The organism is Roseburia zhanii, from assembly GCF_014287635.1.
Classification (GTDB): Bacteria; Bacillota; Clostridia; order Lachnospirales; family Lachnospiraceae; genus Roseburia_B; species Roseburia_B zhanii.
The window spans coordinates 1-25,225 of record NZ_JACOPH010000020.1 but is presented as its reverse complement, the minus strand read 5'-3'; the positions used below and the strand labels follow the sequence as shown (position 1 = coordinate 25,225).

Here is a 25,225-nt window from a genome sequence, read left to right as displayed (position 1 = left end):
TTATTTTTGCGCCTCCTTTCCGTCTATCCACGCAAAAAAGCCGCCCGTTTTTCATGCCGGACGGCTTTTTGCGTAATGTGATAGATCAAATATTATTTTTTCTGGTTTGTAGGCTCCGAAAAGCCTTGTATTTACAGTGTTCCTAATAGGAAGTAATCATATGATTGTTATTTAGGCAAGCTGTCTTGTATTGGTCAAATACTCCAAAGCATAAGATATGTGGGTTATCTACTTTGAGTGTGCCATAAACTGCTCTTACTGAATACATTTGACATTGACCATTCGGAGCAATGCCATATAGCTGATTATTGGTGATATATTTATATCTTTCTTTGTCATCTGGAAATGATTCAATCATGGCTTTACTGTTCATAAGTTTTTCTCTTATGCTTGTCAGAAAAATTCCACTCTTACAACAAATGTCTAAGAATTTACTTTCTGGTATGAATACCTCATCCGGCAATAGTGCCACCATGTCTTTTGCTATATTAGCTGGAGTTACTATTGAGGTGTTATTGCCACAGTCGATATTGATTCGTTCTAACCCTAACATTTTCATTGTCTTAGGATATGGGTCTATGTATACTTTGTTTTCCATAAAAAGTTCCTTTCAAAAAATAAATTATATTTTCTATATTGAGGTGTTGAAAAAATGGTTCATAGACATTACCTAAAGTGTGTACTCATTGCCTTAAATGCTCACTCACATGATGTGCAGACGTAAAAATATTTATAGGCACAAGAACAAAAATAGATGATTTTGAAATGGTCTGAATATTTCAAATATTGTCAGAAAGTAGGTGCCTATGAGTACAACAGCAGTTGAAAAAGGATTACAGTTTGAAAAAGCTGTAGTAGACATGCTTAATAAGTGTGGTTTTAAAGCATGGAGAACAAACCAATCTAACGAAGCTGACCCAGAAAGATATAAGGCTGGCTTTGATGGCGGTGTTGACATTATTGCAACATTTGATGTGATTAAGCCAATCTGTAGAAATGTATGTTTCTATATTCAGTGTAAGTGTCATAAAGAGTCACTGACTAAATCAGCTATCAGTGAGGTTTACGCTGGCATGCACGCAAGAAAAGGAACGACTGTCACAAGTCTGCCTGTGGTCTTTGCAACTTCGGATGCATCACAGGAAACTATGCAATTTGCCAAAGACCTTGGTGTAGAATTATTCCTAAAAAATGAATTTACATTAGTCAAAGATGCAGAAGCTGGTCTGCCAGTGCCTTATGGTAATTATGGAAATCTTATGCGTGTTATTCTGTACCATTACACAAAGGATGTTGTATGGATAAAGACCTTGCCAGAATCACAACCAGCTTTGGGTATCCAATCAATGCGTGACAGAATGATTGATGAAGCCAATCTTGATTTTGAACAGTCACAAACTTATCTTGACAGAGCTTCATCTCTTGAACGTAAAGCACAGGAACAAAGACAAAAGGCTCTTGAGGTTCTTAGCTGATAGCTCGGACTATTATGATTATCTCAAGGGAATAAACAATCTTACCGATTCACAAAAGCAAGTTCTGTATGAACGCTTGAAGTCAGAACTGCCTATAACACAATCAACACCTATCCAATCTTTGTCTTTGCCAACTACTGCAAATACAACAATTCGTACTGCCTTACCGGATTCGGACAAGCCTACATATACGATTGATTGTTGTCTGCATTGTGGTTCTACTGCCATAAAGAAAATTGGCAAGACTAAAGGTGGAATGCAAAGGTATCTTTGCAAAGATTGTCATAAGTCATTTACTGAAAACTATGGTCTTATTACACATTATTCGCATTTATCAGAATGGCAATGGCAAGAAGCTGTGAGGGCTACTGTGGTTGGTATTTCACTTACTGAACTAGCTAAAAATATCAACGTGTCAACTAAGACCGCATGGCTATGTAGAATGAAAATATATGATACTCTTAAAAATATCTATGGTTATTGTGATACTTTTAATAGTATTGTTGAAGCTGATGGAAAGTATGAACGCATTTCTTTCAAAGGTTGCAAGGATAAATCTTTCTTTATTGATAAACTAGGAAGACTGCCACGACACCATAGAAGTCGTGCCCAACGCATTGATTATCTTGGTGATGATTATAAAAAGTTGTTTGTTGAAAATCCTACCATGCTTAAGGAAATGATTTACAGCAGTCAAAAACGAATGGTCGGTAGAGATACCATTGATATAAACCACCAACACGTTTGTATACTGACTGCTATTGATCGTAGCAATAACATTTATGTTCAGCCTGTTTCTGCTGGCTCTGCAAAGTATGATACTGTGTATGAAAATTTACAGTCACGCATTACTCGTGAGGCTGTGCTGGTTACTGACGAATATAACAGTTACAAATATCTATGTCGTAAAGAATCTATTGAACATATTGTGGTCAATAGCAAATGCCATTCCTATGGAACTTATAGTCTTTCAAGAATCAATGCGTTGCATAGTTCTATAGACAGGTTCCTTGGTTCAAATGAATATAAACCAGCCACAAAATATCTGGACTTATACCTTATTATGTTTTGGTGGCTTGAAAAGAATAAGGATGTTAGTCAAATTATTCTTTGTGAGCAGTTATTCAATATATTGCTGGGGCGTGTTAGCTACACTGTTCGTTCAAAAATGACAAATGTTAGTCAATCGGACTTGATTAGCAGACCACTTCCTATTGATGGTATGTGTTACTATTAAAAATGAATAAACCAGCTACTTTTGTGGTAGCTGGTAGCACTCTTTACCTTTAATTCCAAATCTCTTATTCATTACATCACACATATTTACTAATTATTTACTTAATACCACTTCCAACATTCTAAATTTATCGCTTACATTTTGTTTCCATTTAGCTGTGTGATCAATTTTTCCTATTACTTTATTTTCATCAAAAAGCTCTTTCTTTGTTTTTTGACTTAAAATCTCCCAATTTTCTTTAGGAATGATGTATGTTGCATTTCCGTAAATTGCAGATTCTAATACACAACACTTTGAGAATATAAACGCATAATAACCTTTAAAACCGTTAATACCTTCTACTATTTTTTCCGAATTATATTTTTCCATATATTCTAATCTAAAAATATCATACGTATCTGTTTTTTCTCCACGTTCTCCTAATTGCTTTTTAATGTGTCTACTTGGTATTTCACCAGGAGGGAGCATTTCCCAGTTACATCTCTGTCTCTTTGATGAATAATCTAACTGAATTTCTCCATCAAAAATATAACACACACCATATATTTCCAGCAGTATGTTAACTGCTTCTTTCAAGTAATTAGCTCTTATTTCATCAGTTAGAACAACTATAACATATAGTTGTCCATCTTTGCTTTTAAACAACTGTAATTCTATTCCGTAAGGTGGCACTTCTACCTGCGGCCAACATGGTCTATAGATATCAACTGCTACCTCAGAGGCGTTGGTATTTCCAAAAGGATGCACCCAATTTGTTGACACATATCGGCGTTCTTTAGGTTTTGACTTATCTACATAAGAATATCCATATGCATTTCTTCTACACTGTGCTCCAAATATTCCAGAAGGTAATACTACATCTCCATTTTTAATTAACCCGACCGTCTTTGCTTCATCGCAGATTACAGGAATTCCTATTTGTATCTTATCTATATCGTATTCTTTTGGTATACATACCCTTCTAATTCTTTTTCCTTTAATACAATGTTGTGCCATTTCAATTTCTCCTATTCATTATACATAATCAATTTCATATAAGTTTCAAATAAAATAAAGCCTTTTAAAGACATGCTTAGGTCCGTATTAGTCATTAATGACATTTAGCTTTGTGATTAGCTAATGTAGTTCCAGCTTTGCTTTTCGACTGTTTACTAGACGATTTACTAGCAAGAGTCTTACCCGCTTTTCCTACTTTTCCACCGTGGTGTACTGCCATATCGCTATACCTCCTTTGCAAAATCTCCTTGCAGAAGAAGGCTTTCTTTGGTATTATTAGATTGCGAGAAAAATAAGTCCAAAGACCTTCTTTGGCAAGGGAATTAGTCAGAGTTAATCTCTGGCTTTTTCTATGTAAAGAGCAATGCTCTTACATACTATTATTTAATTTTTTCTACTCCAAGAGCCTTATATAATGGATTCAGCTGTTCTTTCACTGCATTTGCAATTTTTTCAATATTCAAGCGTCCTATCATACCATTGCTCTGTATTCCTTTGTAATAAACTTTATTGGCTTGCTTGTACAAACGCTGGAGCTTATCGTATCCATTCTTTCCTGATACTTTTGTATTTTTACCCAGCCTCAAGAATCCTAAAATTCCCTCTATATCATACAAAAACCAGTCTTCAATTGACCTCTTTGCCTGTACGTGAATAACTTTAGCTGCTCCATTATTTGCAAGATCTTTCTTTACTTCATCCCACTTTATCGGTGGTTTTGGTGCAAAATCAAATACATCCGTATCACTACATAAAACAATTGTGAACTCACAGTCATCCCCATATTTAGGCTTGATTTCTTTTGTGAATTTTCTGAGAGCAATACTTTTAAAACCACCTACACCTCTAACATTTCTGTATTCAATATTAGTATCGAATCTTCCCGCAGGGTGTAGCTTTCTGGCATTTGCGACTACTTGTTTGTAAAATTCGACCTCAGTATCTCCCTCTACAAAAAGTACAAGACATTTATTCATCGACATCACACTCCAAATAATCGCTTATGTTACTCTCTGAATCGGCAAGCATTGAGAACAGATAGTCTCCCATGCTCATATTTAATCCAGCTGCATCATTCTCCAACTGTTTCTGACCTGATTTTTTAAAAGCAAAGAACTCGGCCACGCCGGGCTTTCTATTCATACCGACATGAATCCAAGAAGGGTTTAAATAGCTAATAATATATGGCGAATGACTAGTAATAATTACCTTACAATCATCTAACAACTGACTTATAATTTGTATATATGCTTGAAATAGTCCGGGATGAACAGAGTTCTCAGGCTCTTCGATCGCTATCAATGAGATATTGCTTACACTAGATACAATTATCTTGGTCAGTATCATAAATACTCTCTTTGCTCCATCTGACATCATTGAAAAGTTAACTGGGTTCGCTAAGTTTTTATCTTTAACAAATAATACATAGATAGAATTCGTAAATACAAATGGTGCATCGTCAGGAAACTGGTCACTTTCATCTGCATTGATTTTGAAATTCTTTACAATAACATCCTCAATGTCTGGAAATAACTGAAAATACACATCTTTCAACAATTCAAATTTGTCTGAATTCTGTTTCTTCAAATTGAAGATAATACGTGGGAGATTATCAGCGTTAATCATCTCATTTTCAAATCCCTTACGAATAATTGGGTCTGGCTGATAAAAACTCTTTGCATCCAGATTATTTTCCATATATATTTTCATTCCATTTAGCTTTGTAATAATCTCTGCATAATATAACTCATCGTAGGCTCTTAGTTTATTTGCAACAAGCTCTGCAGAATCAACTTTTATCTTTGACGAGCATCGTCCTGTCTCAGAACTCTTATATAATGCTGTGTCCAGTGTTCTATTGATTAACTGAGTATACTTCTGTCCTTTCTCGTTAAGCTTAACTTTTAGAAACTCAGAAACAATTCTCGGCTCCATATCCTCACTGTTTTTCCATACAAATTCAAAGCCATACTGGACGATGTACTCCTGACCATGAATATCAGTAGACACCTCCATCTCATACTTATAATTTTTTCCAATCATATTACAATTAATTGGAATTAAATTAGAATTTGCCATCATTTCCTTTTTATCTTCAATTGTAGCTTTAATAAATGCTAACCCAAAATCAATGCCGGAAAGCACATTTGACTTACCAAAATTATTAAGTGCAACAAGAGCAGTAATATTATCAAAAGAGATTTTTACGTTTGATAAATTTTTAAAGCCATCAATCAAAACAGCTTGAATCTTCATACTGACACATCCTTTTTCTTTTATTGTACTCATAATATATCACCTCATTTAATAAAATGCAAGTGTTTTTTGCGTATTTTTTATATTTATATTATTATATGCAATATATTTCAAAATATAAGCAATTTTTATTTTCTTTTTTGCAAAACCATTTCTCTTTTTTACTTCCGCATAAACTCTGTAATATTTATCTGTTCCTTTATTGGGATAGAGGTCTGACAGCTCCAGAACCTCTATCTTTGGATGTCTCTGCATGATTTTCTTAAACCATGTAATATCATTCTTTGTTCCCATCAATCTTACTTTTAACATCAATCATTTCCTCCAAACATTGCATACAGAGCATGCTTATAATTGGCATATTCTGGATACCTGATCTGTATTGCCTGCCAGAAAAACGGTGCATAGCAACAACAGAACAAATCCTCTGCCGAATATCTCCTACACTCATCAATCTGCTCCTCTGCATCCAACTCATCATCTACACTCGGTGTACCATTGCAATACAAATTGAACGCCATTCTGACAACCTTTTCGCTTCCACTGGTCTGCCAACCATCGTGCAGGCACTCTGGTTTTACGCAGCCAGTCTTAAAGTCATAAATTCTGTTGATATTTCTTCTCGTATCATCGCTGATGCCAAGACAATAGCAAAGTGCTTTGTGATATACATCCACATAACGCACTTCTTTTAATTTTTCATAGTAGAATTTCTCATGTGCTTCGCTAATAAAGCGAATGTTCTCTTTCTTGTTACTTACTGCTCCTAACGCTGTGTTGTTCATAGTGAACCTCCTTCTGAAATTGAATTGAAAAAGGCACTCCTAATGGAATGCCCTAATATAAAAAATAGGGACACTCTTTTGAAGTATCCCTATGTTCTATCAATATATCTGATAGCTCTCTATTCACTTTCATATTCAGAATTTTTTGTGTTCCCACAACCGAGGTCTAACGCTACAACAACAGTTACTTTCCTCACAAGCTCTTTTTCCCTGTGATTTTCACTAATTTTGTTGAAACTGAAAAACTCTACAAAGTGCGTAAATTCAAGGATTTCTACATATCCTTTCTGTGTAGTCCCACCACAGTCTCCACATGTGTCGATAGGGTAATTGAGATGCACTTTCCAGAGTTTTCATTGTACTCTGGGAGTAAAAAATATTGCACTCCTATCTGATGAAGCTGCAAAAAATTGACATGATGCACTCTCTTATGTCCCATGCACAGAAAAAGATTGCATTGTATTTTTAGATGTAAGCCAGATCAGCTTACGATTGACTCTGCTCTTTCTCTATGATCCACTTATCCCGTGATGATAGCTTCTAGGATATTGTACCATAGATTGTTTGTTTCGGAAATTACTTTCCAATAAAAATGGGCAGAAGAAAACCTCCAAATCTGTTGTGGACTTGGAGGCTTGATTCCGACCATTTACTCTTTTTCAAAGAAATCTATGCTATATGTTGCGGAACAACAAAACTCTCATCTAACTGTTTATGTAAAAAAGAAATTGTAGTTAATATATCAATTGCATCCTGCTCATTTACAATCCATTTTATTTTCAACTCATGTGCTGTTACATTCCTTACCATATGCGTAACCCCATTTAACATTTCTTTTAGACCGTTTTGAGCATTTTTTTCCGAAGGTGTCTGTAATGAATTTATTGCTAATCGAGGATTATTAACTGCAAAAGCATTATTAAATAAATTTGAACCATCCTCCTGCATTCCTGTTTTTTCTCTTACCTTCTCAGACAAACTCTTAGCCGCCTCAAAAACTGCATGAAAATAATTTTCTTGTAAATATTCCTCTTTGCAACACCTTATTACATCCTGATGAATATGTCTTTTTTGTAATTCACTCACCAGATTTCTGGTTCTTCTTTCAACTTCTGAAATTGTAGTTGCTGCCTGAACCTTTAACAATTTTCCTTCGTTTGTCATCTGAAGTCCAATTAACATTAACGGTTTGTTAATTTCTAATAAAATCTCATCATAATTACCATTCTGGCCACTGATAAACCTTACCGGTTTCAGACTCTTTTTTATAAAATTAAGAAATGAATTCGATGCTCCATCCTGTTCTTGTCTTGCTAAAAATGTATAATAAATTCTCTTCCATTTTGTACTTTCATTACTGGCATCCTGAACTCCACATTCCTGAAAAATTTCATTCATCTGACTTCCCGTCATGGTATCTGCAATTATACGCGCCAAAACCTCAACTTCTGAATTAGTAAGTTTTCTAATTCTCTCTGCCATAGCTTAATCCTCCTCACCCTAGTATATCATCTACATCGTTTAACTTTCACTTCAATTTTTTATATATTGTATCACAGATGATTATGTTTTGGAATTTCCCTTCCTCGCAAATGGACAGAAGAAAACCTCCAAATCTGTTGCAAACTTGGAGGCTTGATCCCAGCCATTTATACAATTAAAGCTTTTAGCAAACTACTCATTATGATTATTGTACAGTCTCATAAATTCATCCGCAAATTTCTTTACAAAATCTCTATCCAAAGCAGTTGCCAATGTTTCATCATTATACTGTGCTGCTTTGCTCCAATTATATGAACCATGCATTACAAATTCAAAATCTATAATGCAAAATTTATCATGCAGCCGATTGGACAAATATGCTCCTTTAAGTGGCACTTTTACCACCTCAAAATTACTTTCCAATTCACTCATCAACGTCATATTAGATTTTTCATTTGATGTAATAATTCTAATACTTATGCCCTGCTTTTTCTTTGCAAGTAATTCCTGAAAGATATCTCGGTCAGAAAACCACGCAACCGCTACCCAGATTGTATACTTTGCATTCCGAATGCCTTGAATAATTACATCTTTGATTCCATCAAATGCTACATCATGTTCATTTTGTCCATCATCTTCCAACTCTACCAATTTAGGTTTAATCTCAACTCCATACAAATCATAGTCATCATCTGGAATATAAATATCATTGGCTAAGTCAAAAAAAACATCTTTATATTCCTTTGCTTTTTTCAGCATTGGAATTGGCACTCTTAAATCCATATATTCCTGCCTCTGATTCGATACATGGGTATATGCACCGGTTTTTCTAAATGTAACTATAGAATATCTTAAAATCCCCAACAAATCATCTTTGTTCTGAATATCTTCATCATATTTTATAGTTTCTATCATTGTCTTTAAGAATTGTTTTTCATTCATTTACACATTCACTCTCCATCTGTATTTCCACATATACCCATTTTTTCATCAGATAATTTAACTGTATCTATTATTTCCCAAATCTTCATATAACAGGAGCCTCCAAGTTATTTAAACTCAAAGGCTCTCTTTTTCTTACATAACTTTATGCAAGCGCAGGTTCCTTCCCTGCAATAATCGCTTTCACTTCTTCTACGTTTTTATCTGTAGCCATAGCAATCTGCTCTACAGTAAAACCATTGTTATGCATATTAAGAATAATTTTTTCTTCTTTTCTTGCCTCTCCAATCGCAATACCATCTTCTTTTATTCCCTGACTCAAGTTACACATAACGCTCACATCCTTCCTGAAGTTCTCCTCAATAGGAATATCGTATTCATTTCCAATTATGTTTAGTTTTTCATCTATTGTAAGTTCCTTGGATAACAATGCTCCCAGCAGACGGTGCAGTTCATACGTCTCATCATGTTCCGGCAGATTCTTTGCCAGTCCAAGCATGATGATATTCAGCAGGTCAAGATTTCCCTTCCATTCATAGGAACCGATCAAATCTTCCTTGGTGAGATGCACATGGCTCATGCTGCTCTCTTCCATGTTCATACATACCCAGATCGAATATACACGCTTAATGTCATTGTAGCTGGAGTTCTCAAAATCACGTTCTTTTTGCGATGAGATCAGTCTGCTTACATAAAAGATTGCCCTGTTTAAGATTTCGTATCCCTTCGGCTCGTCTTTCTGTGCTTCCACATTGATGATGATCTGTGACAATCCATCTTTCATGCGCACATAGAAAACGATATCAAATCTTACCAGACCTTCATTAATTTCTTCATTTTCTGTGTTGAAACCGACCAGCCTCTCACCATTTTTTTCGCTGGCTGCATTTGTGAGTCCAGGCTCTACCGGTACCGTACTGATATGTGGTGTTCCCTCGATGCAGTTGACCACATCCTTGGGATTCATGCCCTTAAACTCATCAACTGTTTTTACCAGTATATGTGCCAGTATGCTCTTCTGCCCTAACAGACGCTTTGCACTCGTATCATACTGTGCATCCTTGTCTGTTGCTTTCACTGCATTTTTTAATTCTGTATTCACTGGCCTTCCTCCTTTTTGTAACAGATATAGTCATCCCCAAAAAGGCATCTGACCACACCTATATTATAACTTACCCATTTCTTTTATACAATCAATTTTTACATTTGAAAAAGGAACATAAGAAAAACTCCAAACCTGTCATAGACTCGGAGTCTTGATTCCATCCATTTTTTACATTGTCTGCACCGGTGCATGTTGTTCCTGCTCCTCATGCTCCAAAACATCCTGCTCTGGCACATGCTCTATACTTTTTGCTTGCTCCTGCACTTTTACCATATACCGGATTTTAATGCTGCTGTAATCAACCCCTGCCGGTTCCAGCACTTTTTTCTCTAACATGTTTAACATCGCCTCGGTGTCAAATTTTCCCTCAAAATAAAGTTCCTCATCCACCTTTATCGGTACATCCATTTCTTCCGGTGAACTGCCAAGGATCGTCCTCCAGCGTCCGGCTACTTTTCCACACATTTCGATAAATCTTTCATGGATATCCGGCTGTTCATTACAGGTCTGCAAAATCCTTTGTGCCACCTTTCTCCATGTAGGTGTCTCTATCCATTCTCCCGGTGCGAACTGGACTGCCAGTGGTCTTTTCCCTTTCAGTTCCGCCGGGGATACTGGGATAAGGCTGCTTTCCCGGATCGTATCTCTCTTATCTGTATGCATCTCCCCACTCCGGTACATCTGGAGCAGTGCATCACATTTCGTGTTTACAAGCTGTAACATTTCCTCCCTCAGTTCTTCTATCAGTTGCTCATAATTCATACGCTTTTCTCCTCCTGTCGCACACTTACTTCATGTGCTTTTTCTATATCCACTTCCCTTTACTCATTTTCCGCTATATATCGCTCCTGCTGTTCTTTCCTATTTTTGTGCCAACAATAAAACGCCCGGATCATCGGGCATTTTATTCTTACCATAAACTGGCAGGAACAACGTTTCCTATTTGCTTGCTGCCATTCCTGCCGCAGTCTTACTCATATCGAATCTCCTGTTCCATGACAATGCCTGACTGGAACTGTATCAGCAGCTTCTCGCTGGATTCCACTTTGATGGTCGAGATCAGCCGTCTGACAAGGTCATTGTCGAACTCCTGTATCTGGCAGGTGCTTGTGCTTAAGTAATGGTCGATATCTTGGATTCTCTGTTCATAGCTGTCAGCCATCCATTTCTCGTTTCTGGCTGTTTTCTGTGCCTCTTTTAAGGCATTGATTTCTTCTGCTATGATTCGGTAGCGTTTATCAAACTCCGGTGTGTAGGAACCGGTCTTTGCATTCTCTGCAATCAGTGCCACCATCTCATCCTGCTTTTCTTTTATCTTTTCTTCGTATTCTCCGGACTCTTTTGCGGTGCTGTAGCTCCCGATGACATGGATGATGTTCTGCCGGAAGTTTTCCATAAATTCCATATCATCACTCGTGATCCTGTGGATGGCTTCCATCACTGCCCTGTTTAATGCGTTCTCTTCGAGTGTCTCGGATTCCCCGCATTTCTTCACTCCGTTGGTCAGCCGGTTGCTGCATCTCCAGACCACTTTCTTTTTCCCGTTTCTCGCCCAGGTGACCCTCCGGTACTCCTGTCCGCATTTTCCGCAGATCAGCATGCCGGTCAGTGCATAGGTGGAGGAATACCTGCTCCTCTGGTTTTTCTTCCGGGTGACAGCCGCCTTGCATAAGGATGCCCTCCGCATCATCTCTTCCTGCACCCTGTAGAACAGTTCTTTCGGTATGATCGCCTCATGGTCATCTTCCACATAATACTGCGGTACGAGTCCGGTGTTCTTGACTTTCTTTTTTGTCATGAAATCCACCGTGTAGGTTTTCTGCAGGAGTGCATCTCCCATGTATTTTTCATTGCGGAGCATTTTGTCTATTACCGTGGAATGCCATTTGTCCTGCCCTGTGGCGGTCTTGATGCCCTGCTCTTCCAGATGCTTTGCGATCTTCCCAGTACTGTAGCCCTCCAGATAAAGGCGGAAGATCAGCTTTACGATCTCTGCCTCTTCGGGTACGATGACCAAGTCCCCGTCCTCGTTTTTGGTGTATCCCATGAACTTTGTGCAGTTTACGATGACCTTGCCTTTTTCAAATTTCCTCACGACTCCCCAGCGGATGTTCTCGCTGATGTTGCGGCTCTCCTCCTGTGCCAGACTGCTCAAGATGGTGATAAGGATTTCGCCGGTTCCCTCCAGTGTATTGATCCCCTCTTTCTCGAACACCACCGCCACGTTCTTTTCCTTCAGTTTTCGGATGGTCACCAGCGAGTCTACCGTGTTCCTCGCAAACCTGCTGACCGACTTTGTAAGGATCATGTCGATCTTTCCGGCAAGGGCATCCTGTATCATGGCATTAAAGTCTGCCCTCTTTTTGGTGTTTGTTCCACTCTTTCCGTCATCCGCATAAATGCCGGCATTTTTCCAGTTTTCGTTTTCGGATATCTTGCTGGTATAATACTCCACCTGTGCCTCATAGCTGCTGTCCTGCTCTTCCAGTTCCGTACTGACACGGCAATAGGCAGCGACCTTCATTTTCTTCTCTGACAGTTTCACATTCCGGTCATACTGCACCTTGGCAGGTATCATGCTGATCTTTTTTGCTGTTTCTGCCATCTGCTCTCCCTCCTAATCCTTGTATCCGGCTGTGACACGGCTCCCATTGATAAGCTCCACTTCTGCCATATTTCCACCATGCACCCAGATGCGTGCGATTATTTTTCTATATAAATTTTCATCAAATGTTTCCAGTTCCTTTTTTCCTGCAAGGATGTTTTTGATCTCCTCTGTCCGGAACTCCCCATCCCTGACCTCCAGCGTCCGGTATCGTTCCTCTGCCCTTTCATAGAGCAGTTTCATCAGGTCTGTCTCTGTGCGTTCCTGCTCTTCTTTCATGTGCTGCAGGTTCCGCTCCAGAACCCGGTACTGAGGGCTGAGCTTTTCCTCCTGCCTTTGTACCCGGAGCAGACCTTTGTTTCGTATCACTGCATTGATGGCTTCTACACACACCTGCTTTGCCTGCCCGTCTGTAATAAAACTGTTCCTGCAGTTTTTTGCTCTGCCAGTCACATAGTTCCTGCACTTCCACTTGGCAGTGCCGCCACGCTCTTTTTTGTGGTTCGGCTGGATATGGCTGCATACTGCCCCGCATTCTGCACACCAGATGACACCTCCGAAAAGGATTCTTTCATCCCTGCCGGGCCGGTGGTCTGCCCTTCCAAGCTCTGCCCTCACCTTTTCCCGTCTGCGCTGGACTCTCTCAAACAGTTCCTCTCCTATGAGCTGCGGATAGTATTCTGTGCCAAGGTAGCTTGGGTTTTCCAGTATCCTGCCGATGGATGCGTGGGTCCAGGACACTTTCCCTTTTGCATTGCATATGTTTCTCCCTTTCAGGTTCTGGGCGATCCTGCCTGCCGCCACCCCGCTGTCATAGTCTGTAAATATCTGTTCCACAATTTTTCTCTGCTCTTCACAGATGGTATTTTTTCCATCCACAACCTTATAGCCGATTGGCATGTGCCACTGCATCCTGTCCGCCTCCCCTCTCCGTCAGTTTCAGTCCGTTGTGCAGGCAGAAGGTGATGTCGTGTTCCTTGGAGACCACGATCTTCTCTGCTGTCATTTTAAACAGTTGCTCGTCAAACTCCTCCCTTAATCCGTCCTGTTCTGCAATCAGTTGGATAAGCTGTTCGGTCCGTACAATTTCTTTTGTCCTCCGCAGCTTTCTGGTCAAAAGTGTCTTTTTTCTCCTGCATTCCGTCAGCTGCCAGCCAAGCTTGCTACTGCTCTCCATAAAAAGAGCAGAGTCCATATATCCTTTCCTCATGACTTGATTTAGGATTTGGCTCTGCCCGCTTATATCTTTGATTTCCTTATCCAGTTGTCTGATTTCCTCACTGTCCTGCCTTGCTGCCACAAGTTCCGTCAGCCCTTTTAACAGCGGCTCTAATATCGTTCCCTGATTGGTGTACAGCTTGTTCCACATGTCTGTAAAAGCCCGGTGCAGCACATCCTCCCGGATGGCTTTCATGCAGCAGCTCTCTTTATCCTCCACATGTCCGCTGCACGTCCAGATGATTTTTTCATATGGTTTCCCGATGTAGATTTTCTGCCGCCGGAAGGTTCTTCCGCACTCTCCGCAGATGATTCTGCCGGAAAACAGGTATCTTTTGGTGTAGTCACTCTTGTTCATGTGCAGTACATCCACCCGGTATGCCATCAGGTTGCGTACCGCTTCTGCCTCCTCATGTGTGACGATTGACGGATGGCTGTCTTTGATGAGATACTGGTTTCTCTGTCCGTTGTTTACCCTGCGGACAAATGGGAACCTTGTTTCTGTATATGTCCTCTGCTGAAGCATATCTCCCTCATAAATGGGATTTTTCAGAATGTCCTGTATCACCCCGTCCTGCCACTTTTCTGCACCCCGGATTGTTGGAATGCCTTTCTGGTTCAGTGCCTTTGCTATCACATACACTCCCATGCCGTTTAAGTAAGACTCATAAATCCACCTTACGGTTTCTGCCTCGGATTCTATGATGACTAAATTTCCATCCTCGTCTTTTCCATAGCCATACGCTGGCGTCGATATGATATAGGTTCCATCCTGAAAGCGTTTCTGTATCGCCCATCGGTTGTTGCTTGAGATGTTTTCTGATTCCCCCTGCGCCACCGATGCCAGGATGGTAATGAACAGCTCGCTTTTTTCTGACAGCGTGTTGATATTCTCTTTTTCAAAGTAGATTCCAACGCCAATCTCCTTCAGCTTTCGGATGGTCTGGATGCATTCCACCGTATTTCTTGCAAATCTTGTGATGGATTTCGTAAGGATCAGGTCGATGTTCCCATCCTCACAGTCTGAAATCATCATCTGGAACTCATCCCTGTGCTTTACGTTTGTTCCGCTGATTCCTTCATCCGCATACACCCCTGCAAACTCCCACAGAGGATTGCTCCCGATTTTTTCTGTATAGTACTCGACCTGTGCAGTATAGGAAGTTGCCTGTGCCTGACCGCCGGTACTGACTCTGGCATATCCGCACACTTTCAGCCTGCGTTCTTCCTGTGTATGTTTCTGCGCTTTTGCTGCCTTTATGACAGTCACTTTTTTTGCCATGCTTTTTTCTCCTTTCCCAGTATTTTCAAGGGTTTGCACTACCTGTCAGCAACATACACTACCACATAGTCCTTTATATATCCAGTGTTATTACAGATATACTTTTGCTAATTCCGGGGAGAAAGTCTTGACATTCAAAACCCGTATTTTTTCCCATTCTTCCTCGGTTAACAGCTTATCTTCATGCATCCTTTTTAAGAGAAATTCGGCAATCTTATACCGCACCTCATTCGCTCCGCCTTCCATCATCTTTTCCCTTTTTCCTCCCGCAATTTAAGAACGTTAAATTCATTCTCCCAAGCCAAACACTTTTGCCCAGAAGAAACACCTTTACATCATCCCGATTTCAGCCATGGTTGCAGCCTCATCTTCTTCCCGGAAATACTGTTCCGATACATCCCTGCTGACTGAAAGCACCTCTCCCGCGTCCTTTTCTCCCATCTGGATCGGGATTAAGAACGGATGGATTTCCTTACAGAATTCCAGATTGTGACAGCTATTGATAAAATAGCCGCAGGTATCTAATATCAGCCTGTCACACATATCTGTGATGACGATCTTTTCGGCTTCAAACATGTGGCTGCCGATATAATTTGCGATATTTTCTGCCGTGGTCGAGATATAGTCCTCTTTCCGCTCCCCTCCATCACTCGGATAAAGATAGGCATATCCTGCCCTCTCCGTTTCAAAAATCCTTAACATCATTTCGGTATCTTCTTTCTTCATCTCCTGTTTTCCTCCATTCCCCATTTTTCAGCTTTTCTTAACTCCACAAGAATACGGCGGAAGTTCCCCTCCGCCGCATGGTTTCTGTAATTAAGTCTTACTGTCATAATCCTTCACTTCATAAATAAAAAGTGTCTGTCCCTATTCGTCACTACTCCCCGGAACCAAAACGCCGCCAAAACAGAGAAGAAAAAATCCCAAAGCCGGCATTTCATGGGCAGTCAGTCCAGACTGTCTTTGGTCCCTGCCACTCGGCCAGGCAGACATCACAGGTATCTCACCTCCACCACTGCGTGCTGGCTAATCTCAAGGTGTATCATTATAGGCCATTCCCCTCTTCGCGCCTGTCCACCACAGACAGGCTGTACCCCGGCTTTCCCGCTCGGCTCCTTAGATGCGATCTTTTTCACAGCATGGCTGGCAGAAAGAACATCTGCCCGATTGCTGCAGGAGTGTCACTGCGCCCCGGTTACGGCTCATGAAACGGCTAACGTATCTGAACTGCTGGATATGGCTGGCAGGATATGGCGTGATTCCATCCTGCGCTCGGAGCCCTGCATTCCTCTCCGGCATTTTTCAATGTGCGTTTTGTCTGCCTGTGTCGTATCCACACACGAGACATGAGAGGATTCCCGGAAGAGACCATCTGTCCAGAAAAAGTTCCTCTCATAAGGTACTCACAGAAAAACACGTTTTGAGGGGGTATTAATCAAAATATTTTTTTATTTTCTTTACCGCACCGTTTATGCTCTCCCGGATGTTCTTCTCTCCGACCCCTTCTTTCGCTGCAATCTGCCGGTATGTCATGCCCTCAAAAAAATAAAAATGCAGCCGCTCTCTCTGCACTGGGGTGAGTGACTGCATTGCTTTCTGCAGGGTTTCTATTTCCATCTGCCGGATGACCGTATCCTCTACCGATTCCCCAGTCAGCTCCACCAGATCTTCCGTTTCTCCTTCTGTATATCCGTCCTTGGTCGTATGTCTGATATCCCGCATTTCCTGTGCGTGGGCTTCTTTGCGGAACGTATCGACAAGTGCCTCGTAGACTTCTCTGGTCACATAGGTGTATTCCAGCTCACCAACTGCATCTTTATAAAAATCCTTGACTCTGATTCTGATCCATTCTGACATTCAAATGTCCTCCATTTCGTAATTTTTTTGAAATGAAGGACATCTGGCGGACCTCTGGGTTCTGCTTTACTGGAAAAAGACAATAAAAAAAGGTGCTGTTCCCATGCAAAATAAAGCATGCAAAACTGCACCCGGATGTTATCCTTATGAACTTTTCCCTTTCTGCCGCCCCCTGCAATCCGGTGCGGCATGAATTCCCAAAAACATGCCACGCCTTTCTTCTCCTAAGCCTTTTTGCGGTACTATACTTGGAAAGAAAGTTCGCTTCAATATAAGTGTAATAAGTCTTACGGTACCTGTAATAAGTTACCGTCTTGGATTGTCATCCCTCCCGTTTTCCAGAAAAAAAGTCCCTTCCGCATGTTCGGAAAGGACTATCCATTTTCGGTATGTGATTGTATCCATAACTGTGCTTTTCCTACGAGCATGAACAGTGCCGTGATGAAGATTCCCGTATAAACAGCGTAAGCATACGGTATCTGGCCTGCATGCCACAAAATGCCAAGCACAGCCAGTTCCAAAGCTGCGATCAGCCTTGCTTTTCTGCCAAAATGCTTTTGTTCCTCTTTATCCAGCTTCCGGTTCTTGCTGTGCATGGGACTGAGTAAAAAAATGATCCCTGCGGACACCAGCAATACTGCCAGCAGCCATGCCAGCGATGTCTTGTAAAACACAGCCTGTGTATAAACCGGAACCAGCAACACCAGATTAGAACCAAGATAACAGAAAATCCTGCTGTCTGAGTGATATCCACCGGTATAACTGCGAAGAACCATAAAAGACAGGGTAAACACTGCCACAACCGCCAGTTGCTCTGTAAGCAGGCCGATGACCAGTGCTGTCACAACGTTTAGAAGCAGGATCATACCATTGCGTATTCCAAACTGGTATAATTCCTGCTCCTCCTCTTTTATGATTCCCCGCTCAACCATACGGTGGCTGAGCCATTTCGTCATGATTTAAAACCTTCTGAGTTTTTTGGAATCTTCCGGCATCTTGTCCTGTCCCAGATACCACATGCAGGAACGGTTCGTTGCCATGGTTGTCACCATAAGTGCCAGTGCTGCCATCACGCTCATGGATTTGCTGCTCAGTCGGTACATCCAGTTTCTTTTCTTCATTTTTAGTAAAACCCTCCTTTTTTTGATGTTTTCACTCTAACAGTTTCCATGTAAAAATCAATCTATCTGTAACAAGTTGCAGGTTTGCTGTAATAAGTTGCAGTCTCACTCCAGTTTTGCAACTCCGTTGAGCAGAAGGACTGCCTCAAAATGTTCCCCCTGATCCTTTAACATCAGCTCCCCACCGTATTTTTCTGCCACTTTCCGCACCGAACGGATTCCCCTGCCGTGTTTTATTTTATCTTTTTTGCTTGTCTGTTGATAGGAACTTGTCCCGGATGGCTTGCTGTTCTTAATGGATAAAAGCAGTCTGCCCTCCTGAAACTTTGATTCCACATGAACATACCGTTTTTCCTGTTCCACTGCCATCGCTGCCTCTATCGCATTATCCAAAAGATTCCCATACAGAACACCCATGTCCCCGATATCTACGGATACTCTCTGGGGGAGCAGCGTTGTAACCTGCATCGGTATCTCTTTCTCTTTTGCCTTTACGCTTTTTACTTTTAATATGGCATTCACCACAGGATTTGCGGAATAAATGATCTCTTCTGCCAGCCGGATATCTCCCAATACTTCCTGCAGTCTGTCCTTGATCAGTTCCGCACTTCCCTGTTCCGCCGCTGCGAGCAGTCCCGTCAGCCGGTTCTTCATATCATGCCGGATGTCCTGTATCTGTTCCTGATACCGTTCCATGTCCTGATAGTATTCGTTCCGGTATAAGATTTCCCTCTGGATCATTTCCTCTTCGTGCTGTTTTTCTTCCACTGTCGTATACTTTTCAATCATCAGAAAAATTACATAATTAGTGATGATAATGACAAAGATGATGCACATGCACAGCACGACCATCTGTGCCGAGATTAATTCTTTTGCAACCTCTATCAGTAAAAAGCAACTGATCAGGCTGCATAAAGGTATCATTGTCAACATATATTGCGTTTCTTTTGGCATTGCTGATAGTCGAATGCTTTTTCCAGATTTCAGTCTGCAAAACACCTCCACAATTGTTGCTTTCAAAAGTGCCATAAAAAACACGATAAAATAATATGAAACCGTGGTATCGTCCAACACCTTTTCCATGAATGCCTTATTAAACAAATATCCTAACGGTTCTGCAACTCCCATAATCCCCATATACAGCAGAACCGCAATCAGCCTGCTTACAATCCCTGCCTCATACTGGCAGACATATACACAGAGAATCGCAACCATCGTCACAAAATTCAGCCAGCTTATCCCCATCTGGTTCACCGCACTTCCAATCAGCTCGCACACTATCAGCAGAAGAACAGAAAACTCCATGGAAGTTTTTCTGTTTCCGATGAACTCCTCTAAATACCTGCGGTAAATGCAGAGGTCAAAAAGATTTATGACAAGCCTCACCCCATATAATGCCATGTCACATTCCTCCCTGCACAAATGCGATGTGCTTTTCCGTCAGCTCCTTCCGGTACCCTCTTGTCACTCCCAGCTCTGTGCCGTCTGTAAGCATGACCATGCCGCTGGATACAGAATGAACATGTTTCAAATTAACGATAAAAGAGCCATGAACGGCGGCAAACATGCGCTCATCCAGTTTCTCCCATATTTCATTCAAATTCATGTTGGACTGATATTTCATTTTCTTTGTGTGGATAATCGCCTGACGCCCCCGCTTTTCCAGATACAGGATTTCGTCAAACTTCAGACTGTACCGCACCCTGCGGTAACTAAATGAAAAACTCTGATTGGTCAGATTCAGATAGGTTCCTGCCTTCTCAAACAGCACACGGAGCCTTTCTTCTGAGATTGGTTTTGGAATAAAATCAAATGTGACAACTTCAAATACACTTGGCATGTATTTGGTATAGCTGGTAAGAAACACCAGCAATGCTTTGGAATCTGTCTCACGGATCTGTTTTGCCACCGCAAGTCCGTCCATTCCAGGCATCTCAATATCAAGAATGTACATATCCGGCTTTTGCTCCGCATCTGCACATTCCCTCAATAATTCTTCCGGTCTGGTATAAAACACATACTCCACCGCATAGTCGATCATACGCAGTGTATAGCGTCTGATCCTTTCAATGTCCTGCTGATTATCATCGCAGATTGCTACCCTCATATATCGTCTCCTTCTCAAAATATATTGATCAAATATACATCCCGGAGACTGTACTGCTTTAACGGCCTGTCATCAGCTTTCTCATATACGCAAGCATACGGTCTATAAATGCATCCCGTTCCTCCCTGCTACAGTTTGCAAGGAACAGTTCAATATCAACCTTATGATTTGTATCCCCCGTAACCAGATAAGTCGGCTCAATCCTGTACTTCTCATACAAGATCAGCATTTTCTCTGGCTGTAAGCCATAGACACCACTTTCGATTTTGCGATAATGCTCTACCCCTACATCCAGCGTCTCTGCAAAAACTTCCTGCGTATATCCACTGTTTTCTCTGGCGGTTTGCAACCTTTTTCCAATCTGTATATTGATTTCCTTCTTCTCTGCTTTCATGGAATTCACCTCGCTTTTATGGTAATGATACCAACGAGAAATACCCGAAAACAGATTGCAATACAACACTTCAAAAGTCGTATTGCGACATATCCCCATAAACGAAAAGTGAGCAGCAGACACCAATCCGCTACTCGCCTTCTATCTTTCTTTATTCTAATTACATTTCCTGTTATTCCACCAGTTTCCCAAGCACCACATGATTATATTGGTAACTCACAATCCTTTAGCCAAAATCGCAGTTCCATAACAGTCACAGCAATTTTATATTTTACTTCGATTTCAACTTTTTCTGGCGGATTGGCTAAAAGCCTGTCAATATCCTGTTCCTCAACATCAGCCATTTTTGCTATCGTTAGCTTGGATATGCCATGATAGGAAACAAGCACTTCCAAAAAACCGCTTAGTTGCTTATCCTTATCTTCAATCGCTCCAAAATACAGAAATCCTACTTCTATTTAAAATTCTGAATTATGAACTCAATTCCGTTACCAGTGAAGAATATCTTTTTGTCCGGTTCTTTATATCCTCCTCACTGACACCATAATAACAATATAAATCTCTGGCTATTTTCTTAAACCTTTTTATGACCGACTTATTTCCAGAGTAAGATATTCCAAATATATTCCAGGTATAATCTACCTCTATTTCCATTAAATCCTCACCAATTTTTATTTCATATAAATGAAAATCCATGGGAATTACATTATCAGGCATTTGGTCAATCAATTTATTTCTAATTTCCATTTCATTCAAAAAATTTTTAACAGATTCTTCATTATGAAAATCTGGTTTTGGAATATCCTTCCTTTGGCCCAAAAGTTCTGGTTTATGCTGCATAATCAAACTAGCTTTTAGATTTTTCTGTCGTTCTATCCAATTTGTTGCGGCAGGATTGATTTCCACTAAATCATAATGATCCTTTGCGTATTGCACCACTTCCGCAAGGGTATGCGGGTTGGCCGCTATTCTCTTTTCTATCCTTTTTCGTCTGGATTGATAGATAGCTTTTCGGATTCTAATCTTTAGAGATTGCTTTTGAGCTTCTCCAAATATAAAAACACTTGTGGGACCATCTTCACCATTTATTATGGAAACTTGATTGATACTTTTATTTTTCATAAGTGCCCTCTACTCACAAATCCCGATTATATCGGTGATTCACAATCTTTTAGCCAAAATCGCAGTTCCATAACCGTCACAGCAATTTTATACTTTACTTCGATTTCAATCTTTTCTGGTGGATTGACTAAAAGCCTGTCAATATCATTTTCCTCAACACCAGCCATTTTTGCTATCGTTAGCTTGGATATGCCATGATAGGAAACAAGCACTTCCAAAAAACCGCTTAATTGCCTATCCTTATCTTCAATCGCTCCAAAATACAGAAATCCTGCTTTACTAAGTATTTTAAGACGCAATACAGGATCATCTGGCAAACATTCCACATTGCCCATTACTACTCAATCTACTGTTTCTTCAGTTATTTCTAAATATTTTGAAAGAGTATTTTTATTAAAACGATACTCCTCAATTAAAGAAGTCAACATTTCTGAAATATTTTTTGTTTTTATCATATTTGTGCCTTAATCTCCACTTGTATCATTTACAATATTGCGTGTAACAAGTGTCCCTATGTGAAAGGCACACTCTACACTTTATTGTTGTTATCTTCCATTTTCCGAGCAATTATAACTTTTCCAATCTACGTTTATCAAATGCTCCAAAATTTAGATGCCAGCTCCCGATTTATGATAGATGAGAGAAAATTAGGATTATTATTCTGGAACACTTTCAGACTTTCAAAAAAAGCCGCTTTATTTTCTGTCTTTATATCTGAAAAAGTTGCATCCAGCTTCTGATCTTTTACATTTTTCTCCACATATTCCTCCGACTGCTTTTCGTAATTATCAACCATCGAAGGATTCTTTTTCACTGCCCCTTCATACCAATTTGTAAGGTATTTTAATGCATTAAGCTGTCTGTCCTCATTGCTGCTTTCTTTACTAATCTTCTGATATTCCGTGTATGCACTGCCGTCCATCGTCCTCATCATATCAAGCGCATTTGTAGTCTTTACAATATTGCTACCATGTCCAAGATATGTACCTTTCCCTACTCCATAGTCCATATTTCCGTTATTGTCAGCTTTTCCTGCGCTCGCAAGCTTTGCGATAGACTCCATTGCTTCCAAAAATGGTTTTCTGCTATCTTCCGGGATAAAATTCTCTGCCGCATATTCCGCTTTTTTCATACCAAGTGAAATATTTGCCTGCCGTTCTTCCTCTGTCATAGAGCCAGTATTTCCAACAAGGAAATTCTGACGGATGATATCATACACAAATCCCTGTTCCTCTTTGCTGCAGTTCTCCACCGCAGATGCAACCGCCTTGTCTGCACCATACATTCCGGAATATGCCGGAAGTTCTAGGGAGTTATCAACCTGCGTAATTTCTTTTTGGAACGCTGCATTTCTCGCCTCCATTGATTCCCGCTGCTCCTGTGTTACATTGGCATCCACTATACCTTTCTTGTTTTCCACAAGTGCAGCCATTCCATCTCCCGAAAATTCAACAATAACCGCATCTCCATACTGCGAACCGATGTCCTTCATCGCCTGCAGGGTTTCTTCCCTTGACATCTTGTCCATAATCTTATTGCCATGTTCATCTGTAGTGTTAAATTCATACTTTACAAGGGTGTCTTTCTTATATATACCATTCCCATATGAGGGAATATTCGTTGTTCCTCTGTAAAACTGACTGTAATCAATATTCATAATATACACTCTCCTCTACTTTATTTTTTCTTAGGTATTTGTGAAATACCAAAAGTCTCATAAATACAATATTTTTACCACATAAAACATACTATATTTTTATAGTTTCATACTTGTATATATATCTTATGCAAACATATAATATCTGCCTAAATCATCAACTTTATATACATTATTTGTCTGAGTGGTGCCATAATTATCACCATAATATATCTTTATTCCTTTCAAATTTTTTGTCCATGCACTTATGTCTGCACAATCATTTTCTGCCGCCAAACATTTTCTGGCAGTAGCATAACAGGAACCCGGCATATCAATTTCCCATGCTTTGCTGAAATCACCATCATACGGAATATATGTAATTCCATTAGGAGTCAAAAATGTAAAACCATCTTTTTCGCGTTTCAGATTTCCTGATATCTCAAGTAAAGCATATAATCCTGCCGTAGACCGTTGCGAACTTACCGGATATTTTTGAAATTCATCGGCTAATTTATTCAGCGTTTCTATATCTTTATCGGATGTTATGATTACCGAAACTCCTTGTGCCTCATTTCCTTTTATCGACAAATAATTTAACCCTGTCTTTGAATCACGGTTTACTACCAATCCCCCCTGTAGCGGTATTTCCTTTATATCAATATTTCTTTTGTCAGACAAATCATTCAAAAGATTTTTCAGTTCACTTGTCATGGTTACATTATACGAAAATGGCTGATCCATATTAATCAGGAACTCCATTCCTGTTTTCTCATCTCTTTGAATTGCTAATTGATCTTCTCTTATATAAAAATCTTTTCCTGCCTGCTTATCTACAATCTCATATGCTGCTACTCCATTTACATATGTAGCATCTTCGATTTTATATCTTTCTGTTTCTATTGGTAATTCAACATCTTGAGATATGCTATTTTTTGTATAAATTCCAAAGTTACTATAATCTGTACTGTTTACATAGGAATCCCTTGTGCTAATCTTATTACTTATACACTCTTGGGCTTTATTCATTGTATCAGAAAAATTTCCTACTGCATTTCTATTATTTTTACTGCATAACATACTTTGTTGTAAGTAACCATTCTCTATTCTCATGATTCTCCCTCCCAATCACTTGGGTTTTATTGAATACTCCATTATAAACTTTAATCTTTTATCTGAAATGTACCGTCTGCTATGACAAACTGTACATTCAACCCGGACATAATATCTTTGTGCTGTGTCCGGTTATATGCTAAAATTTCCCGGATATCGCTTGCATAATCCTGATAGGTCAGGTTATCGCCTGGATTATTCAACAGATCATCCAGTGTTTTCGGCAGACCATGTATCGCTGTATTTTCCACGGAGAGGTCTCCAAGCGATACGCTGCCGCCAGATGCCTTATATAAAAATTTTCCCACATCCACCGCAGCTTGCAACAGATATTTTTCTTTATCTGACAACTCCTGTATTTTTGAATCCGTGCAAAAATAAATATCCATCAGCTCATCCGAATACTTTGACAGAACATTCTCTATCTTCTGTTTCATTGCATGATCCTGAATACCGTCCACACTTACCTGACCATCCGCCCCAATTTTTATG

The 25,225-nt window shown here is 40.0% G+C and carries 28 protein-coding genes and 2 pseudogenes; 2 read left to right on the top strand and 28 right to left on the bottom strand.

Features of this window, described 5'->3' with window-relative positions:
- Positions 1-142: 142 nt before the first annotated feature.
- A complete protein-coding gene (locus tag H8S17_RS14755) occupies positions 143-598 on the bottom strand; it encodes a hypothetical protein (protein WP_186867765.1) in 456 nt (151 codons plus the stop codon).
- Between the two features lie 208 nt (positions 599-806).
- On the opposite strand from H8S17_RS14755, the gene H8S17_RS14750 reads away from it, so the two are divergent.
- Together H8S17_RS14750 and H8S17_RS14745 are read left to right on the top strand one after the other, a co-directional pair.
- Positions 807-1,475, top strand: coding sequence for a restriction endonuclease (locus tag H8S17_RS14750; protein ID WP_186867764.1), 669 nt, complete (start codon positions 807-809; stop codon positions 1,473-1,475).
- Positions 1,423-2,712: an IS1/IS1595 family N-terminal zinc-binding domain-containing protein gene (locus tag H8S17_RS14745; protein ID WP_186867763.1), complete on the top strand. Its 1,290-nt coding sequence runs from the start codon at positions 1,423-1,425 to the stop codon at positions 2,710-2,712. Before H8S17_RS14750 ends, H8S17_RS14745 begins: the two co-directional genes overlap by 53 nt.
- 93 nt (positions 2,713-2,805) lie before the next feature.
- Here the strand turns inward: H8S17_RS14745 and H8S17_RS14740 are convergent, their stop codons facing one another.
- From H8S17_RS14740 to H8S17_RS14615, 27 genes and pseudogenes are all read right to left on the bottom strand, one after another.
- Positions 2,806-3,708, bottom strand: a complete 903-nt coding sequence (locus tag H8S17_RS14740; protein WP_186867762.1) for a hypothetical protein — start codon at positions 3,706-3,708, stop codon at positions 2,806-2,808.
- Positions 3,709-3,802: 94 nt separating this feature from the next.
- The gene (locus H8S17_RS16795) at positions 3,803-3,928 is read right to left on the bottom strand and encodes a hypothetical protein (protein ID WP_278321588.1); all 126 of its coding nucleotides are present in this window, start codon (positions 3,926-3,928) and stop codon (positions 3,803-3,805) included.
- A gap of 160 nt (positions 3,929-4,088) precedes the next feature.
- A complete protein-coding gene (locus tag H8S17_RS14735; protein WP_186867761.1) occupies positions 4,089-4,685 on the bottom strand; it encodes a hypothetical protein in 597 nt (198 codons plus the stop codon).
- A complete protein-coding gene (locus H8S17_RS14730) occupies positions 4,678-5,997 on the bottom strand; it encodes an AAA family ATPase (RefSeq protein WP_186867760.1) in 1,320 nt (439 codons plus the stop codon). Before H8S17_RS14730 ends, H8S17_RS14735 begins: the two co-directional genes overlap by 8 nt.
- A 15-nt stretch (positions 5,998-6,012) precedes the next feature.
- Positions 6,013-6,276, bottom strand: a complete 264-nt coding sequence (locus tag H8S17_RS14725; protein WP_186867770.1) for a hypothetical protein — start codon at positions 6,274-6,276, stop codon at positions 6,013-6,015.
- Positions 6,276-6,749, bottom strand: coding sequence for a DUF6075 family protein (locus H8S17_RS14720; RefSeq protein WP_186867759.1), 474 nt, complete (start codon positions 6,747-6,749; stop codon positions 6,276-6,278). Before H8S17_RS14720 ends, H8S17_RS14725 begins: the two co-directional genes overlap by 1 nt.
- 669 nt (positions 6,750-7,418) lie before the next feature.
- Positions 7,419-8,231 (bottom strand): TIGR02391 family protein, encoded by an 813-nt coding sequence (locus H8S17_RS14715; protein WP_186867758.1) that lies wholly within the window; start codon positions 8,229-8,231, stop codon positions 7,419-7,421.
- Positions 8,232-8,423: 192 nt separating this feature from the next.
- Positions 8,424-9,173 carry a phospholipase D-like domain-containing protein gene (locus tag H8S17_RS14710; RefSeq protein ID WP_117831996.1) on the bottom strand — a complete coding sequence of 250 codons (750 nt, stop codon included), beginning with the start codon at positions 9,171-9,173 and terminating at the stop codon, positions 8,424-8,426.
- 145 nt (positions 9,174-9,318) lie between these two features.
- Positions 9,319-10,275, bottom strand: a complete 957-nt coding sequence (locus H8S17_RS14705; RefSeq protein WP_117831992.1) for a PD-(D/E)XK nuclease family transposase — start codon at positions 10,273-10,275, stop codon at positions 9,319-9,321.
- Positions 10,276-10,446: 171 nt separating this feature from the next.
- The gene (locus H8S17_RS14700) at positions 10,447-11,040 is read right to left on the bottom strand and encodes a hypothetical protein (protein ID WP_186867757.1); all 594 of its coding nucleotides are present in this window, start codon (positions 11,038-11,040) and stop codon (positions 10,447-10,449) included.
- Between the two features lie 208 nt (positions 11,041-11,248).
- Positions 11,249-12,883 carry a recombinase family protein gene (locus H8S17_RS14695; protein WP_186867756.1) on the bottom strand — a complete coding sequence of 545 codons (1,635 nt, stop codon included), beginning with the start codon at positions 12,881-12,883 and terminating at the stop codon, positions 11,249-11,251.
- Between the two features lie 12 nt (positions 12,884-12,895).
- Positions 12,896-13,795, bottom strand: a complete 900-nt coding sequence (locus tag H8S17_RS14690) for a recombinase family protein (RefSeq protein ID WP_015559470.1) — start codon at positions 13,793-13,795, stop codon at positions 12,896-12,898.
- Entirely contained in the window at positions 13,767-15,383 is a 1,617-nt protein-coding gene (locus H8S17_RS14685) for a recombinase family protein (RefSeq protein ID WP_015559469.1), read from the bottom strand. The genes H8S17_RS14690 and H8S17_RS14685 overlap by 29 nt, the downstream gene beginning before the upstream one ends.
- Positions 15,384-15,473: 90 nt before the next feature.
- Positions 15,474-15,632 (bottom strand): SHOCT domain-containing protein, encoded by a 159-nt coding sequence (locus H8S17_RS14680; protein ID WP_006859206.1) that lies wholly within the window; start codon positions 15,630-15,632, stop codon positions 15,474-15,476.
- An 81-nt stretch (positions 15,633-15,713) separates the two neighbouring features.
- Complete coding sequence (locus H8S17_RS14675; RefSeq protein WP_015559468.1) at positions 15,714-16,109, bottom strand: hypothetical protein; 396 nt, start codon at positions 16,107-16,109, stop codon at positions 15,714-15,716.
- Positions 16,110-16,814: 705 nt separating this feature from the next.
- Complete coding sequence (locus tag H8S17_RS14670; RefSeq protein WP_006859205.1) at positions 16,815-17,240, bottom strand: RNA polymerase sigma factor; 426 nt, start codon at positions 17,238-17,240, stop codon at positions 16,815-16,817.
- 374 nt (positions 17,241-17,614) lie between these two features.
- Positions 17,615-18,196, bottom strand: coding sequence for an accessory gene regulator B family protein (locus H8S17_RS14665; RefSeq protein ID WP_015559465.1), 582 nt, complete (start codon positions 18,194-18,196; stop codon positions 17,615-17,617).
- 3 nt (positions 18,197-18,199) lie between these two features.
- Positions 18,200-18,361, bottom strand: a complete 162-nt coding sequence (locus tag H8S17_RS14660; protein WP_006859203.1) for a cyclic lactone autoinducer peptide — start codon at positions 18,359-18,361, stop codon at positions 18,200-18,202.
- A 105-nt stretch (positions 18,362-18,466) separates the two neighbouring features.
- Complete coding sequence (locus tag H8S17_RS14655) at positions 18,467-19,762, bottom strand: sensor histidine kinase (protein WP_055195148.1); 1,296 nt, start codon at positions 19,760-19,762, stop codon at positions 18,467-18,469.
- 1 nt (position 19,763) lies between these two features.
- Complete coding sequence (locus tag H8S17_RS14650; RefSeq protein ID WP_015516266.1) at positions 19,764-20,468, bottom strand: LytR/AlgR family response regulator transcription factor; 705 nt, start codon at positions 20,466-20,468, stop codon at positions 19,764-19,766.
- 58 nt (positions 20,469-20,526) lie between these two features.
- The gene (locus tag H8S17_RS14645; protein WP_006859200.1) at positions 20,527-20,862 is read right to left on the bottom strand and encodes a helix-turn-helix domain-containing protein; all 336 of its coding nucleotides are present in this window, start codon (positions 20,860-20,862) and stop codon (positions 20,527-20,529) included.
- A 203-nt stretch (positions 20,863-21,065) separates the two neighbouring features.
- Positions 21,066-21,305, bottom strand: a complete 240-nt coding sequence (locus tag H8S17_RS16975; RefSeq protein ID WP_319017280.1) for an HTH domain-containing protein — start codon at positions 21,303-21,305, stop codon at positions 21,066-21,068.
- A gap of 28 nt (positions 21,306-21,333) precedes the next feature.
- Positions 21,334-21,984 (bottom strand): hypothetical protein, encoded by a 651-nt coding sequence (locus H8S17_RS14635; RefSeq protein ID WP_055171124.1) that lies wholly within the window; start codon positions 21,982-21,984, stop codon positions 21,334-21,336.
- Between the two features lie 26 nt (positions 21,985-22,010).
- A pseudogene (locus H8S17_RS14630) lies at positions 22,011-22,439 on the bottom strand (HTH domain-containing protein).
- Between the two features lie 137 nt (positions 22,440-22,576).
- Positions 22,577-23,641 carry a hypothetical protein gene (locus H8S17_RS14625; protein ID WP_117947335.1) on the bottom strand — a complete coding sequence of 355 codons (1,065 nt, stop codon included), beginning with the start codon at positions 23,639-23,641 and terminating at the stop codon, positions 22,577-22,579.
- Positions 23,642-23,767: 126 nt separating this feature from the next.
- Positions 23,768-24,733 carry a hypothetical protein gene (locus tag H8S17_RS14620; RefSeq protein WP_117947336.1) on the bottom strand — a complete coding sequence of 322 codons (966 nt, stop codon included), beginning with the start codon at positions 24,731-24,733 and terminating at the stop codon, positions 23,768-23,770.
- A gap of 50 nt (positions 24,734-24,783) precedes the next feature.
- Positions 24,784-25,225 (bottom strand): annotated as a pseudogene (locus H8S17_RS14615) (prepilin peptidase dependent protein A); the annotation flags it as partial.

Coding starts and splice junctions, on each gene's coding strand:
- H8S17_RS14755 (WP_186867765.1), bottom strand. CDS start 598: ATGGAAAACAAAGTATACATAGACCCATATCCTAAGACAATGAAAATG.
- H8S17_RS14750 (WP_186867764.1), top strand. CDS start 807: ATGAGTACAACAGCAGTTGAAAAAGGATTACAGTTTGAAAAAGCTGTA.
- H8S17_RS14740 (WP_186867762.1), bottom strand. CDS start 3,708: ATGGCACAACATTGTATTAAAGGAAAAAGAATTAGAAGGGTATGTATA.
- H8S17_RS16795 (WP_278321588.1), bottom strand. CDS start 3,928: ATGGCAGTACACCACGGTGGAAAAGTAGGAAAAGCGGGTAAGACTCTT.
- H8S17_RS14735 (WP_186867761.1), bottom strand. CDS start 4,685: ATGAATAAATGTCTTGTACTTTTTGTAGAGGGAGATACTGAGGTCGAA.
- H8S17_RS14730 (WP_186867760.1), bottom strand. CDS start 5,997: ATGAGTACAATAAAAGAAAAAGGATGTGTCAGTATGAAGATTCAAGCT.
- H8S17_RS14725 (WP_186867770.1), bottom strand. CDS start 6,276: ATGTTAAAAGTAAGATTGATGGGAACAAAGAATGATATTACATGGTTT.
- H8S17_RS14720 (WP_186867759.1), bottom strand. CDS start 6,749: ATGAACAACACAGCGTTAGGAGCAGTAAGTAACAAGAAAGAGAACATT.
- H8S17_RS14715 (WP_186867758.1), bottom strand. CDS start 8,231: ATGGCAGAGAGAATTAGAAAACTTACTAATTCAGAAGTTGAGGTTTTG.
- H8S17_RS14710 (WP_117831996.1), bottom strand. CDS start 9,173: ATGAATGAAAAACAATTCTTAAAGACAATGATAGAAACTATAAAATAT.
- H8S17_RS14700 (WP_186867757.1), bottom strand. CDS start 11,040: ATGAATTATGAGCAACTGATAGAAGAACTGAGGGAGGAAATGTTACAG.
- H8S17_RS14695 (WP_186867756.1), bottom strand. CDS start 12,883: ATGGCAGAAACAGCAAAAAAGATCAGCATGATACCTGCCAAGGTGCAG.
- H8S17_RS14690 (WP_015559470.1), bottom strand. CDS start 13,795: ATGCAGTGGCACATGCCAATCGGCTATAAGGTTGTGGATGGAAAAAAT.
- H8S17_RS14685 (WP_015559469.1), bottom strand. CDS start 15,383: ATGGCAAAAAAAGTGACTGTCATAAAGGCAGCAAAAGCGCAGAAACAT.
- H8S17_RS14680 (WP_006859206.1), bottom strand. CDS start 15,632: ATGATGGAAGGCGGAGCGAATGAGGTGCGGTATAAGATTGCCGAATTT.
- H8S17_RS14675 (WP_015559468.1), bottom strand. CDS start 16,109: ATGAAGAAAGAAGATACCGAAATGATGTTAAGGATTTTTGAAACGGAG.
- H8S17_RS14670 (WP_006859205.1), bottom strand. CDS start 17,240: ATGTCAGAATGGATCAGAATCAGAGTCAAGGATTTTTATAAAGATGCA.
- H8S17_RS14665 (WP_015559465.1), bottom strand. CDS start 18,196: ATGACGAAATGGCTCAGCCACCGTATGGTTGAGCGGGGAATCATAAAA.
- H8S17_RS14660 (WP_006859203.1), bottom strand. CDS start 18,361: ATGAAGAAAAGAAACTGGATGTACCGACTGAGCAGCAAATCCATGAGC.
- H8S17_RS14655 (WP_055195148.1), bottom strand. CDS start 19,762: ATGGCATTATATGGGGTGAGGCTTGTCATAAATCTTTTTGACCTCTGC.
- H8S17_RS14650 (WP_015516266.1), bottom strand. CDS start 20,468: ATGAGGGTAGCAATCTGCGATGATAATCAGCAGGACATTGAAAGGATC.
- H8S17_RS14645 (WP_006859200.1), bottom strand. CDS start 20,862: ATGAAAGCAGAGAAGAAGGAAATCAATATACAGATTGGAAAAAGGTTG.
- H8S17_RS14635 (WP_055171124.1), bottom strand. CDS start 21,984: ATGAAAAATAAAAGTATCAATCAAGTTTCCATAATAAATGGTGAAGAT.
- H8S17_RS14625 (WP_117947335.1), bottom strand. CDS start 23,641: ATGAATATTGATTACAGTCAGTTTTACAGAGGAACAACGAATATTCCC.
- H8S17_RS14620 (WP_117947336.1), bottom strand. CDS start 24,733: ATGAGAATAGAGAATGGTTACTTACAACAAAGTATGTTATGCAGTAAA.